The organism is Rubrivivax sp. JA1055 (assembly GCF_020966565.1).
In the GTDB taxonomy this organism is placed as follows: Bacteria; Pseudomonadota; Gammaproteobacteria; order Burkholderiales; family Burkholderiaceae_C; genus Rubrivivax; species Rubrivivax benzoatilyticus.
Map to the genome: position 1 here is coordinate 410,570 of NZ_JAJKFP010000005.1, position 12,946 is coordinate 423,515.

Below are 12,946 nucleotides of genomic sequence, written 5' to 3' on the forward strand. Positions count from 1 at the left end.
GTCTTCCCGTTCAGGAGCCGTTTCCCATGGGCGCACCCGTTGCCTACACCGCCACCGCCGACATCGGTCACTGGATCGCCGGCCAGCCCACGCCCGGCACCGGGGCGCGCTCGCAGCCGGTCTACAACCCCGCCACCGGCGCCGTCGCGCGCCGCGTGCGTCTCGCCGAGCCGGCCGACGTCGACGCGGCGGTCGCCGCCGCCGTCGCCGCCCAGCCGGCCTGGGGCAACACGCCGCCGATCCGCCGTGCGCGCGTGATGAACAGGTTCCTCGCGCTGCTCAACGAGCACCGCGACACGCTGGCGGCGATGATCACCGCCGAACACGGCAAGGTCTTCACCGACGCCCAGGGCGAGGTCGCGCGCGGCATCGACATCGTCGAGTTCGCCTGCGGCATCCCGCAGCTGCTCAAGGGCGACTACACCGACCAGGTCTCCACCGGCATCGACAACTGGACGATGCGCCAGCCGCTGGGCGTGGTCGCCGGCATCACGCCGTTCAACTTCCCGGCGATGGTGCCGTGCTGGATGTTCCCGGTGGCGCTGGCCTGCGGCAACGCGTTCATCCTCAAGCCCAGCGAACGCGACCCCAGCGCCAGCCTGTTCATGGCCCGGCTGCTGAAGGACGCCGGCCTGCCCGACGGCGTGTTCTCGGTCGTGCAGGGCGACAAGGTCGCGGTCGACGCGCTGCTCGTGCACCCGGACGTCAAGGCCGTGTCCTTCGTCGGCTCGACGCCGATCGCGCAGTACATCTACGAGACCGGTGCCCACCACGGCAAGCGTGTGCAGGCGCTGGGCGGCGCCAAGAACCACATGGTCGTGATGCCCGACGCCGACCTGGAGCAGGCCGTCGACGCGCTGATCGGCGCCGGCTACGGCTCGGCCGGCGAGCGCTGCATGGCGATCTCGGTGGCGGTGCTGGTCGGCGACATCGCCGAGCGCATCGTGCCCAAGCTGGCCGAACGTGCGCGCACGCTGAAGATCAAGAACGGCATGGAGCTCGACGCCGAGATGGGCCCGATCGTCACGCGCGAGGCGCGCGACCGCATCGAGGGCTACGTCGCCACCGGCGTCGCCGAAGGCGCGACGCTGGTCGTCGACGGCCGCGGCTTCAAGGCGGCGGGTTTCGAGGACGGCTTCTGGACCGGCGGCACGCTGTTCGACCACGTCACGCCTTCGATGCGCATCTACCGCGAGGAGATCTTCGGCCCGGTGCTGGCCTGCGTGCGCGTGAAGGACTTCGCCGAGGCGCTGGCGCTGGTCAACGCGCACGAGTACGGCAACGGCGTCGCCTGCTTCACCAGCGACGGTGGCGTGGCGCGCGAGTTCGCGCGTGGTGTCGAGGCCGGCATGGTCGGCATCAACGTGCCGATCCCGGTGCCGATGGCCTGGCACGGCTTCGGCGGCTGGAAGCGCAGCCTGTTCGGCGACCTGCACGCCTACGGCGAGGAAGGCGTGCGCTTCTACACCCGCCAGAAGAGCGTCATGCAGCGCTGGCCGGCGAGCATCGGCAAGGGCGCCGAGTTCGTCATGCCGACGGCCAAGTGAACGACGACGACGGTCCCCAGGGCCTGGACGCGCGCCTGGCCGAGGTCGCGCGGCTGCGCGAGGCCGGCGATCTGGCCGCCGCGCGCGACGCCGCGCGGGCCGTCTTCGCCGCCGCCGCGGCCGCCGGCGCCGACGACATCGCGCTGGAGGCCGGCCTGGCCTGCTACGCGCTGGACCTGCGCCTGGGCGACCACGTCGGCATGCTCGACGACGGCGCGCTGCTGCGCCCGCGCCTGGCGGCCAGCGACCGCCGCCGCGAGCTCGGCGACCTGCTGCGCCGCATGGTGCTGTCGGCCTGCGAGCTGGCGCGTTTCGACCTCGCGCTGACGCTGGCGCACGACAGCTGCGAAGCCGCGCGCGACCAGGCCGACGACCGCGAACTGGCGCTGTCGCTGGCCGCGCTGGGCGCGTGTTTCGAGCGCATGGGCGACGCCTGGCAGGGCGAGCGGCTGATGTCCGAGGCGCTGGAGGTCGCGCTGCGCGTCGACGAGCCCTACGTGCGCATGGTCGTGCTGAACAACCTGTGCGCGGTCTGCATCGGCCGCTTCTACCGCATGCGCGGCGTCGACGACGCCGACGCGCAGGCCGCGGTCGAACGCGCCGTCGTGCACGCCCGCGCGGCGCAGGCGCTGCTGCCGCAGCTGCCCGACCCGCTGTTCGGCGTCTTCGTCGACGGCAACCTCGGCGAGGCGCTGCTGCATGCCGGCCGCCTCGACGAGGCCGAGCCGCTGCTGCACGACGCGCTGGCGCGCAGCCGGGCTCAGGGTTTTCACGCGCAGACCTGGCGCATCACCTGCTCGATCGCCGAGGCGGAGATCAAGCACGGGCTGCTGCACGAGGCGCTGGCACGGCTCGACGCGATCGGCCCGGCGGCCATCGCCGCCCGCCAGCACGCGACGCTGATCCGCCTGCACCAGACCATCTACCGCGCCGCACGCGAGCTGGGCGACACCTACCGCGCGCTGCGTGCGCTGGAGGCCCACGAGCGCCTGGAGCGCGAGCGTGCGACGCGCCAGCTGCGCGCCCAGTCCGAACTCTTCGTCACGCGCGCCGAGACCGACCGCGTGCGCCAGGAGGCGCTGGCCGCGCGTGAACACGCCCAGCGTTTCCGCGACGAGGCCCGGCGCGACGCGCTGACCGGCCTGGCCAACCGCCGCGACCTGCAGGAGCAGCTGCCGGCGCGGCTGGTGGCCGCGGCGGCACAGCAGCGGCCGGTGTCGCTGGCCGTCATCGACCTGGACCATTTCAAGCGCATCAACGACCGCCATGGCCATGCGCTCGGCGACCGCGTGCTGGTGTCGATCGCACGGCTGCTGCGCGAGGGGCTGCGCCACAGCGACGTGCTGGCGCGTGTCGGCGGCGAGGAGTTTGTCGTCGTGCTGTTCGACACCGCGCCGGACCTGGCCCTCGAGGTGCTGGAACGGCTGCGCCACCGCGTCGAGGGCCACGCCTGGAGCGCCTACGCCGAAGGCCTGGCGGTGACCTTGTCGATCGGCGTCGCGCACGCGCCCGGCTACGAGCTGGTGCCGCTGTTCGAGCGTGCCGACCGCGCGCTCTATCGCGCCAAGGCCGAAGGGCGCAACAAGCTGGTCCTCGCCGAACCGGGTGAACTGCGCTAAGGTGCCGCAGTGGGTGCCTTGCTGGCGTCTACTGCCGCCAAAGCCCGATGATCTGCCCGCATCTCGCCTGCATGCAGTTTGATCTGGAGAGGTTTTGTTTCCATTTCGGCGCTGCAGCATCCGACAACCTGCCGAAAGACCTGCCATGAGCACCACCACCGCGCGCCCGCAGACCCTGGCCGAGGAGATCGCCAACGCGATCAGCCACGGCATCGGGTTCCTGCTCGCGGTGGCCTCGCTGCCGATCCTGGTGCTGTTCTCGTCCGGCCACGGCGGCGCCACCCACGTCGTCGGCGCCTGCGTGTTCTCGGTGACGATGATGCTGCTGTACCTGGCCTCGGCCGTGTACCACGCGCTGCCGCAGGGGCGCGTGAAGCGCTGGTTCCAGCGTGTCGACCACGCGGCGATCTTCCTGTTCATCGCCGGCAGCTACACGCCGTTCGCGCTGGGCCCGCTGCGTGGGGCCTGGGGCTGGTCGCTGCTGGCGGCGGTGTGGTCGATCGCCATCGTCGGCATCGTCGCCAAGGCCCTCGACCGGCTGGCGCACCCGATGTGGTCCACCGGGCTGTACGTCGGCATGGGCTGGCTGGTCGTCGTCGCGATCGGCCCGCTGGTCGAGAACATGGCCGCCGGCGGGCTGGTGCTGCTGGTCGCCGGGGGCCTGGCCTACACCGGCGGCGCGGTGTTCTACCTGCTGGACAGCCGGATGCGCTTCGCGCACTTCGTCTGGCACCTGTTCGTCATCGCCGGCAGCGTCTGCCACTTCTTCGCGGCGCTGCTGCACGTGGCCTGAGCGCGGCGCCCGGCGCCGCCCCCGTTCACCGGCCGGCGTAGCCGCGCAGCAGCGCGAGCAGTTCGCCGGCCGCGTCGCGGGTCTGCGGCCCGCGGTGGCGCAGCCACGGCAGCACCAGGAACTCCGCCTGGTCGGCCACCGAACCCCAGTGCCGCGGCCCCGGCACGCGCGAGCGCAGGTCCTCGTAGCGCGAGCGCAGGCCGGGCAGGCGGCCGCTGAGCCCGCTCGCCGGGTCGTCGCCGTGGCCGAGCGCCTGCAGCAGATCCAGCTCGACGAGCCCGGCGGCGGCCCAGAACTCGGGCTGCTCGGCCATGCGGCTTTCGAGCGCCTGCCGCAGCTCGGCCACCGCGGCCGGGTCGGGCCCGGGTCAGTCGCCGTCGGCGGCGTGCAGCGCGATCTCGGCGGCCAGCCGGTTGGCGCCGGGGTAGAAGATCGCCGGGTCGCGCTGCTCGCGCGCCAGCGCTTCGGCGGCGCCGTAGGCCTCGTGCATCGCCTTCAGCGCCGCGAGCTCGGCGGCCGTGTCGGCGGCCACGCGCTCGAGCATCACGCGCCGCTTGTGCACCGAGCCGACCAGCGACAGGCGCTCGATGGTGCGGTGCAGCCCCAGCAGCCGCTCCAGCTGCGCCGCGGCGTCGTCGAGCGTCGCACGTGCCGCCGCCAGCGTCGTGGCCAGAGCGTCGGACGGCGCCGTGCCGCCACGGCTGCCGCGGCGCGGCCGTGGTGCGGCCGTGCCGGCGTCGCGGCTCGCCTGCTCGACCTCGCTCCAGGCCTGCCGCGCGCGCAGGTTGGCCAGCTGCTCAGCCACGCGCAGCGAGGCGCTGCCGTCGTTGGCCGCGAGGGCCCGCTCGTACCAGCCGATGGCGCGCCCGCGTTCGCCGTTGTCGGCCCAGGCCAGCCCGAAGGCCTCGGCGATCGCGCCCATGCCGCCCCACAGCGGCTGGAAACGCGCCTCCAGCTGCAGCAGGCGCTCGCTGCGCGCGCCGCGCCGTTCGGGTGCGCCATGGCGGGCGTCGATCGTGATCTCCTCCAGCGCCAGCGCCAGGCCCACCGGGGAGGCGATGTCCTCGCCCGCGGCCTCGGCCGCGCGCGGCGCCGCCTGGGCGTCGCCGGTGCGCGGGCGGAAGGTCCAGTCCGGGTCGCCGTAACACTGGTAGGCGGCCCAGGTGTTGCCGCCGGCCTGCCAGGCCGCCAGCCGGGCCTGGGCGACGGCCTCGACGAAGGGCTCGCCGGCCAGCAGCGCGCGGTACAGCGTGGTCGCGAAGTCCATCGCCGGCTCGTCCTCCACCGCCCAGCCGGCGGCGATGACGCAGCGCACGCCGATGCCGATCAGCGCCTCGGCCACGGTGGCGGCGAAGCGCGCGCGGTCGAACGACGGCACCGTCAGCAGCTCCCGCGCATCGCGGGCGGCGAGGTGGCAGCAATTGACGAAGACCAGCTCGGGCACGGTGCGCATGGCGTCGATCTCGGCCGCGCCGAGCACGGTGCCGCCGGACAGCACGACGCCGCCGGCCGCGCCGGGCTCGCCATGGCCGGCGATGTGCACGATGCGGTAGCGCCGCTCCAGTAGCGCGTTGACGATCGGCAGCGCCTCGTGGCCGCCTTGCTCGTTCGCGATCAGCGCGTTGACGCGTTCGGCGCCGACGCCGCCGACGCCGCGCAACAGCGCGTCGACCGCCGCCGCCTCCTGCCGCGCGCCGGCCAGCCGGGCGTAGTTCTTCGGCGCGCACGAGGGCTCGCCGACGATCAGCACGGCGTCGTCGGCGCTGGCGTCGGCGACGTGCTCGCGCCAGGACGGGGTGCGCAGCTTGCGCAGCAGCCGGCTGCGGATCGCCCAGGGCCGCGGGTCGGCACCCGGGTGCGGGCTCGCGGGCGTGTCCAGCAGCTCCCACGGGATGCCGGCGGTCGCCTCGTCGACCTCGAGCAGCATGTTCGTCGTGCCGCCGAGGAAGGGCTCGAGCTCGACCGGCACCAGCAGCTGGTAGAGCGTGCGCCCGAGCCGCGGGTCGTCGTTGTCGTCGCGCGCGGCGCAGGCCACGATCTCGGCGATCAGCGTGCGCTGCGTCTTGCGCGCGCGCACCTCGCTGCGGGCGCGCCGCGAGTCGAGCGTGAAGTCGATGAAGTCCGGCCCCGGGGTCGTGACGCGGATGAAGTCGTAGTCGGTGCCGCGGTAGGCGTCCAGCGAGCGGCGCAGCGCGCCCAGCCCGCTCTCGACCGTCGGGTCCAGCTCGAGCGTGCCGGGCGCCGCGGTGGCCTGCACGCGCAGCCCCTTCCAGGCCTCGACGGCGCGTTCGAGGAAGAGCTCGACCAGCGTCAGGTGCAGCACCGTCGGCCAGCCCTGGCGCGCCAGCAGCGTGTTGGCGTCGCGCACGCCCTGCGTGATGGCGCGCGCGGCGCTGCCCGGCGAAACGCCCAGCCCGCCGCTGCCCAGCAGCGTCGCGGCGAGCTCGTAGCCGGCCAGCGTGCCGCGCGTGCCCTCGACCAGGCGCTGCGTCCAGGCGAGCACGCCGCGGCGCACGCTGTCGGCCAGCTCGTCGGCCGACAGCCCGCCCTCGGGCCCGAGGCCGACGATGACGACGGCCTGCGGACGCGGCACCAGCGAGCCGCCGTCGGGCGGCGGCGACGGGTTCAGGAAGACCTGGTGGCTGCCCAGTCCGCTGGGGTAGAGCCCGAGCGCCAGCGCCTGGCTCAGCGCGCCGCCGACCAGCGCGTCGACCGCGCGCTCGGTGCCTTCGAGCCGCAGCGAGTCGTAGTGGCCCACCAGCAGCGGCTGGCGCACGAAGCTCAGGTTGCCGTTGTGCACCGTGACTCGCAGCGCCGGCGGGCCGCGGCGGGCCGGTGCCGCGTCGCGCGCGGGCAGCAGGAAGACCGAGCCGGCGCTGCCGGCCGGCAGCGCGTCGGCGGCCGTGCCGCGTGCCGGGCGGCTGCGCACGTGCTGCGGCACCGCGGCCGCCGCCGCAGCGCGGGTCGGTGTCGCCAGCGGCTTCAGGCGCAGCGTCTCGCCGCGTTCGAGCAGCTCGACATAGGCCTCGAAGGCGTCGGCACGCGAGGGCAGGGCGCCGTGTTCGCAGTCCAGCGACCAGGTGCGCACGCCGGGCAGCAGCGCCGAGGCCAGCGGCACGCGGCCGTCGCCGCCGTCGACGGCGTCGAGGTAGACGAGCCCGTGTTCGCTCCACTCGTAGCCGTCGGGCGTGAACTTCGCGTGGCCGGCGACGAGCAGCAGCCGGTCGGCGAAGGCCGGCAGCGTGTCGCGCACCTGCTCGTCCAGCCGCCGGCGCAGCGCGACGGCGCGGTCGAGCACCTTCTGCGGCGGCACGCCCCATTCGTAGGCCGGCACGCGCTCGTCGAGGCCGTCGGACGGCTGGTGCCACCAGTTGAAGCGCCGCGCGGCCTCCAGGTCGCGGTCGGCGATCGTCTTCCAGGCCGCCGCGTCGCCGAGGCCGTCGGCGCCGGCGGCCAGGCCGGCCTGCAGCTGCAGGAAGCCGGGGAAGCCGGCCATCAGCGTGCGCGCCTGGTGGTCGCGCAGCGGCAGGCCGAAGGCGGCCATCGCGTTGCCGAAGGTGTCGTCGCCCGAGAGCACCTGCATCGGCGACCACGAGCCGCCGTTGGGCGTGCCCAGCATCAGCAGCCGGGCGCCGGGGCGGGCCATCAGGCGCTGCCAGACCTCGGGGCACTCCAGCTGCATCGTGCGCGCCAGCAGGCCGCCCATCGAGTGCGCGAGCAGCCGCACCGGCTGTCCGCTGGCGGCGCGTGCGTCCAGCGCGTCGGCCACCGCGGCGCCCAGGCGGCGGGCCTCGTCCTCGAGCGGGCGGCGCCAGTCGTAGCCGAACGGGATCACCTGGTGGCTGCTCTCCAGGTGGCGCACGAGATCGCCGTAGACCTCGCCCACCGGGCCGTCGGGCTCGACGGGGTCGGGCGTGTCGAGCTCGTACTTCAGCAGCGGCAGCCCGCCCAGGAAACGCGGCCCGAGCCAGATGCGGTGGCCGCCAACCTTCAGGTTGCTGCCCAGGATGCCGGGCAGCACGAAGACCGCCGGCCGTTCGGCTGCGGGCCGGCCGCCGGCGGCGGCCGCGGCGCCGCGCACGCCGCCGGCGTCCTGCCCGCCCCAGGACAGCGGCCCGATCGGCCCGAAGCCGTCCGGCCGCGCCTCGGTCAGCCCCTGCACCACGGCGTCGGCGGTGCGCGTGTTGCGGAAGTAGTCGAAGTGCGTGACCTTGCCGCCGCGGTCGAGCAGGAAGCTCGCGCCGCCGGCGCGCGGCGTGCCGCCGTACATCGAGCGTGTCTGCACGACGATGTCGTTGTCGGTCCAGTAGAAGGCGTCGGCAAGCAGCGTCTTGACCCAGCTGCCCAGCGAGTCGCCTTCCAGGTCGCCGGCGACGACGCGCAGCTCGCCGGGGATCGTCGCGTCCGACAGGTTGAGCCACTGCACCAGCGGGTTGTCGGGCGTCATCGCCGCCAGGCCGGGCAGCTGCAGCCAGTCCTCGCGCCGCCGCGCGACCTCGCCGAGGAAGTCCACCAGCGTCGGCGCGACCGGGATGCGGGCCAGCTCCAGCGCCCACTTCAGCACCGAGACGTAGGCGTCGAGGCGGCGCGACGCGAGCAGCGTGCCGCGCGCCGGGCAGGCCACGCGCACGACGCGCTCGACGCTCACCTGGCGCTGGCCCAGCGCGTCGGCCAGCGCCTGCAGCTCGGGGCGCAGCACGCGCCCGGCATCGCCCCAGCCGCCGGCCAGGGCCTCCAGGCGGTCGAAGTCGGCGAGCGCGGCGGCCGGGTCGGCGGCCACGCGTGCCAGCACCTCGGCCACCAGACCGCCGCGCGAGTGCGTCACCAGGTGCAGCCGCAGCGGCTGGCCCGGCGCCAGCGCCTGCACCAGCGTCAGCGCGTTGCGCACCGGGCTCTCGCCGAGCGTCGGGTGGTCCAGCGCGTAGACCCGGCCGGCGTAGTGCGAGAACAGGCGCTGCACGGCCTGCGGGTGTTCCTTCCACAGCTTGGAGAAGGTGCTCTCGGTGTCGACGAAGGTGCCGTGGGCGAGCACGAGCAGCGGCCCGCCGTCCTCGCGCGCGCCGACGCTCGCCGGCCCGCAGGCCGGCCGGCCCTTGAGCGCCGGCAGCGCGCCGGGCCCGAGCGCATAGACGGCGTTGCCGGCCTGGCCGTCGACGCGCGCGGCGATCGCCGCCACCGCGGCGTCGGCCAGCGGCGCGCGCACGAGGTCGGTGAGGATCTCGACCGCGCCGACCAGCACCTCGCCGAGAAAGCCGGCGCCGCGGGTCGGCGCCGCCTGCTCCAGCCCGCTCCAGTGCAGCGCCGGCGGCACCTCGACCTCGGCGGGCGCCGCCGGCGCGGCGCCGCCGCGTGTCGCCGCCGGGCGGGACAGGCCGGCCTGCGCGAGCAGCAGGTCGCGCGCGTTCTCCGGGTGCAGCACCAGCACCGGGCCGCCGGCCAGGTGCAGCGCCACGGCGTCCTCGCCGACCCGGGCCACGAGGCGCTGCCGGTCGGCGCCCGCGCGCACCGCGGCGACACGCACCGAGTCGCGCACCCGCCCGGGCAGTGGCGTGGCGGCGGCGAAGGCGCCGGCCGGGCCGGCGGCCCCGCGCTGCAGGCGGCCGGGAACGATGAAGGTGATGCTGCGGTCCACGGTGCCCATCTCGCGCCTCTCGTCGTCTCGTCGATGTCGCGGACGAGCATCCGGGAAAGGCTGTGGGCGGACAAGGCGCCGCCGCCGCCAGCCTAGGGGCGGCGTTCGACGACCAGCGGCACGATCAGCAGCCGCGCGCGCACCCGCTCGGCCGCGGCCTGGGCCTCGGCGCGCGTGGCGTAGGGGCCGGCCTGCACGCGGAACGCGACGACGTCGTCGAAGACCGCGACGGCGAGCTCGCCGGCGGCGTCGAGCACCTGGCGGCGCAGCGTCGCGGCGCCCTCGGCCTGGCGGAAGGCGCCGAGCTGCAGCCAGAAGCCCGGCGCGGCGTCGGCCGTCGTGCCGTTCGTGCGGGCGGCCGCGTCGCGCGCCGGCGGGCGCTCGGCGCTGGCGGCCACCAGCGCCATCAGCGGGTCGTCGGCGTCCGGCGGCGCGGCTGCCAGCGCCGGTTCCGGCGCCGGCACGCTCTCGGGCGGCGGCGCGCCGCGGCGCCACAGCCCGGCGCGGATCTCGTCGTGCGTCAGGCGGCGCACCTCGACCGGCGCCACGCCGGCCAGCAGCCCCAGGCGCAGCGCCGCGGTGTAGCTCAGGTCGATGATGCGCCCGGCGACGAAGGGGCCGCGGTCGTTGACGCGCACCACGACCTCGCGGCCGTTGGCCGGGTTGCGCACGACGGCGTAGCTCGGCAGCGGCAGCGTCTTGTGCGCCGCCGTCATCGCGTACATGTCGTAGGGCTCGCCGCTGGAGGTGGACTTGCCGTGGAAGGCGGTGCCGTACCACGAGGCCAGGCCGCGTTCGCTGTACGGCAGGTCGGCGTCCATCGGCACGTAGCGCTTGCCGAACACCTCGTAGGGCTTGTTCGGGCCGCCGCGGCGCAGCGGCTCGACACGCGGCAGCGCGTCGGGTGTCGAGGCCAGGTCGCCGGGCGGCCGGGCCGGCAGGCCGTCACGGCCGGGTTTGGTCGCGCACGCGGCGACCAGCGCGGCGGCGGCGACGACGGCGAGGCGGCAGAGGCGGCGGGTGGCGGACATCGGCGTGCCGCACTGTAGCGGCCGCCGCAGGGCACGCAAGCGTGGCCCCCGCCCCCCGACCGCGCGGGCCGCTGACCTGGCTGCGGGCCGCTGCGGCCGCGGCGGGCCTAGACTCGCGCCCGGCCACGAGCCGAGACCACACGAGAGCAACCCCCGATGAGTTCGATCTTCCGCTGGCGCGAAGTGCGCCCCGCCCCCGGTGCCGTCGTCGCCCCCGACGAGCGCCTGCCCTGGCCGCAGACCGCGGCGATGGGCGTGCAGCACGTCATCGCGATGTTCGGCGCCACGGTGCTGGCGCCGATCCTGATGGGCTTCGATCCCAACCTCGCGATCCTGATGAGCGGCATCGGCACGCTCGTCTTCTTCCTGATCACCGGCGGCAAGGTGCCGAGCTACCTCGGCTCGAGCTTCGCCTTCATCGGTGTCGTCATCGCCGCCACCGGCTACGCCGGGCAGGGCGCCAACGGCAACCTGGGCGTGGCGCTCGGCGGCATCATCGCCTGCGGCGTGCTCTACACGCTGATCGGCCTGATCGTGATGGCCGTCGGCACGCGCTGGATCGAGGCGCTGATGCCGCCGGTCGTCACGGGCTCGGTGGTCGCCGTCATCGGCCTGAACCTGGCGGGCGTGCCGATCAAGAACATGGCGCCGACCTCGTTCGACGCCTGGATGCAGGGCGTGACCTTCGTCTGCGTGGCTGGCGTCGCGGTCTTCACGCGCGGCTTCACGCAGCGGCTGCTGATCCTCGTCGGCCTGATCGTCGCGAGCATCGTCTACGCCGTGCTGACCAACGGCATGGGCCTGGGCAAGCCGATCGACCTGTCGGGCGTGGCCAACGCCGCGTGGTTCGGCGCGCCGTCGTTCACCTCGCCGGTGTTCGACGCCAGCGCGATGCTGCTGATCGCCCCGGTGGCGATCATCCTCGTCGCCGAGAACCTGGGCCACCTGAAGGCCGTCGGCGCGATGACCGGCCGCGACATGAACCCGCTGATGGGCCGCGCCTTCGTCGGCGACGGCGTCGCGACGATGATCTCCGGCTCGGCCGGCGGCACCGGCGTGACGACCTATGCCGAGAACATCGGCGTCATGGCGGCGACCAAGATCTACTCGACCGCGATGTTCGTCTGCGCGGCGCTGATCGCGCTGCTGCTGGGCTTCTCGCCGAAGTTCGGCGCGCTGATCCAGGCCATCCCGCTGGCGGTGATGGGCGGCGTGTCGATCGTCGTCTTCGGCCTGATCGCGGTGGCCGGCGCCAAGATCTGGGTCGACAACAAGGTCGACTTCTCGGACAACCGCAACCTCGTCGTCGCCGCGATCACGCTGGTGCTGGGCACCGGCGACTACACGCTGAAGTTCGGCGGCTTCACGCTCGGCGGCATCGGAACCGCGACCTTCGGCGCCATCCTGCTGTGGGCGCTGCTGGGCAAGAAGGAAGCGCACGGCTGAGTCTCGCCGTCGCCAGTCCGGGGTCAGGTCTCGCGAGACCTGACCCCGTCTTCACGTCTTCAGGAAACGACAACGGCTGCCCGATGGGCAGCCGTTTCATTTTTGGGGCTTTCGGGCGCTGAGAAGCCCGGTGTTGGCGCGACCGGCAAGAATCGAACTTGCGACGCGGCCTTCGGAGGGCCGCATGATATCCACTTCACCACGGTCGCCAGGTGAGCCGGCATTCTAGCCTGGGCCGTCGAGTCCCGGCGCGGCGGCGGCCCGGCCCCGACTGTGGTTGATCACCAGCGAACCCGGCCGGCCGGCCGATGCGACGAATACCGATGAGCGACCACGCCGATCCCACCGCGCCCGAGGGCCCCGCCAAGACCCCGCGCAGCATGACGCAGACCGTCGTGCTGGCCTTTCTGGTGCCGCTGACGCTGCTGCTGCTCGTCGCCGGCTACTTCGGCGCCCAGCCGCGCATGGATGCCGCCGGCGACGCCTTCCAGGAGCAGGCGATCGCGCTGCGGCTGCAGCCGGTGGGCCGCGTCGCGCTGGCCGACGCCGCTCCAGCCGGCGGCGGCGAGCCGCGCAGCGGCGAGCAGGTCTACCAGGCGGTCTGCAGCGCCTGCCATGCCGCCGGCACGCTGGGCGCGCCCAAGTTCGGCGACAAGGCGGCCTGGGCGCCGCGCATCGCGCTGGGCTACGACACGCTGCTGAACTCGGCGCTGAAGGGCAAGAACGCGATGCCGGCGCAGGGCGGCGGCGTGACGTCCGACGAAGAGATCGGACGTGCCGTGGTCTACCTGGCCAACGCCGGCGGCGGCAAGTTCGCCGAGCCGCCGTCGGCCGCCGCGGCGAACTGACGCCGCCGGTCCGCTGCCTGACGGCCGCCT

8 protein-coding genes and 1 tRNA gene are annotated in these 12,946 nt (G+C 74.5%); 5 read left to right on the forward strand and 4 right to left on the reverse strand.

The window, feature by feature from the left end; translation table 11 throughout:
• Window positions 1-26 precede the first annotated feature (26 nt).
• From LOC65_RS08610 to LOC65_RS08620, 3 genes are all read left to right on the forward strand, one after another.
• Complete coding sequence (locus tag LOC65_RS08610) at window positions 27-1,547, forward strand: CoA-acylating methylmalonate-semialdehyde dehydrogenase (RefSeq protein WP_230247214.1); 1,521 nt, start codon at window positions 27-29, stop codon at window positions 1,545-1,547.
• A complete protein-coding gene (locus tag LOC65_RS08615; RefSeq protein WP_009856289.1) occupies window positions 1,544-3,166 on the forward strand; it encodes a diguanylate cyclase in 1,623 nt (540 codons plus the stop codon). The genes LOC65_RS08610 and LOC65_RS08615 overlap by 4 nt, the downstream gene beginning before the upstream one ends.
• A gap of 145 nt (window positions 3,167-3,311) precedes the next feature.
• Window positions 3,312-3,959, forward strand: coding sequence for a hemolysin III family protein (locus LOC65_RS08620; RefSeq protein ID WP_230247215.1), 648 nt, complete (start codon window positions 3,312-3,314; stop codon window positions 3,957-3,959).
• 25 nt (window positions 3,960-3,984) lie between these two features.
• On the opposite strand, the gene LOC65_RS08625 is transcribed toward LOC65_RS08620, so the two are convergent.
• From LOC65_RS08625 to LOC65_RS08635, 3 genes are all read right to left on the reverse strand, one after another.
• Window positions 3,985-4,305 carry a hypothetical protein gene (locus tag LOC65_RS08625; protein ID WP_230247216.1) on the reverse strand — a complete coding sequence of 107 codons (321 nt, stop codon included), beginning with the start codon at window positions 4,303-4,305 and terminating at the stop codon, window positions 3,985-3,987.
• Between the two features lie 21 nt (window positions 4,306-4,326).
• Window positions 4,327-9,600, reverse strand: a complete 5,274-nt coding sequence (locus LOC65_RS08630) for a CHAT domain-containing protein (RefSeq protein ID WP_230247217.1) — start codon at window positions 9,598-9,600, stop codon at window positions 4,327-4,329.
• An 83-nt stretch (window positions 9,601-9,683) separates the two neighbouring features.
• Window positions 9,684-10,622, reverse strand: a complete 939-nt coding sequence (locus LOC65_RS08635; protein WP_230247218.1) for a septal ring lytic transglycosylase RlpA family protein — start codon at window positions 10,620-10,622, stop codon at window positions 9,684-9,686.
• A 156-nt stretch (window positions 10,623-10,778) separates the two neighbouring features.
• Between LOC65_RS08635 and LOC65_RS08640 the strand changes: the two genes are divergently transcribed.
• The gene (locus LOC65_RS08640) at window positions 10,779-12,068 is read left to right on the forward strand and encodes a solute carrier family 23 protein (protein ID WP_230247219.1); all 1,290 of its coding nucleotides are present in this window, start codon (window positions 10,779-10,781) and stop codon (window positions 12,066-12,068) included.
• A gap of 134 nt (window positions 12,069-12,202) precedes the next feature.
• On the opposite strand, the gene LOC65_RS08645 is transcribed toward LOC65_RS08640, so the two are convergent.
• Window positions 12,203-12,277: transfer RNA gene (locus LOC65_RS08645), tRNA-Arg, on the reverse strand.
• Between the two features lie 114 nt (window positions 12,278-12,391).
• Here LOC65_RS08645 and LOC65_RS08650 point away from each other — a divergent pair.
• Window positions 12,392-12,916 (forward strand): cytochrome c5 family protein, encoded by a 525-nt coding sequence (locus LOC65_RS08650; protein WP_230247220.1) that lies wholly within the window; start codon window positions 12,392-12,394, stop codon window positions 12,914-12,916.
• Window positions 12,917-12,946: the final 30 nt, after the last annotated feature.

What these genes read in the sequence shown, in the direction of transcription:
- LOC65_RS08650 (WP_230247220.1), top strand. Translation starts at nt 12,392, where the DNA reads ATGAGCGACCACGCCGATCCCACCGCGCCCGAGGGCCCCGCCAAGACC.
- LOC65_RS08640 (WP_230247219.1), top strand. Translation starts at nt 10,779, where the DNA reads ATGAGTTCGATCTTCCGCTGGCGCGAAGTGCGCCCCGCCCCCGGTGCC.
- LOC65_RS08620 (WP_230247215.1), top strand. Translation starts at nt 3,312, where the DNA reads ATGAGCACCACCACCGCGCGCCCGCAGACCCTGGCCGAGGAGATCGCC.
- LOC65_RS08610 (WP_230247214.1), top strand. Translation starts at nt 27, where the DNA reads ATGGGCGCACCCGTTGCCTACACCGCCACCGCCGACATCGGTCACTGG.
- LOC65_RS08635 (WP_230247218.1), bottom strand. Translation starts at nt 10,622, where the DNA reads ATGTCCGCCACCCGCCGCCTCTGCCGCCTCGCCGTCGTCGCCGCCGCC.
- LOC65_RS08630 (WP_230247217.1), bottom strand. Translation starts at nt 9,600, where the DNA reads ATGGGCACCGTGGACCGCAGCATCACCTTCATCGTTCCCGGCCGCCTG.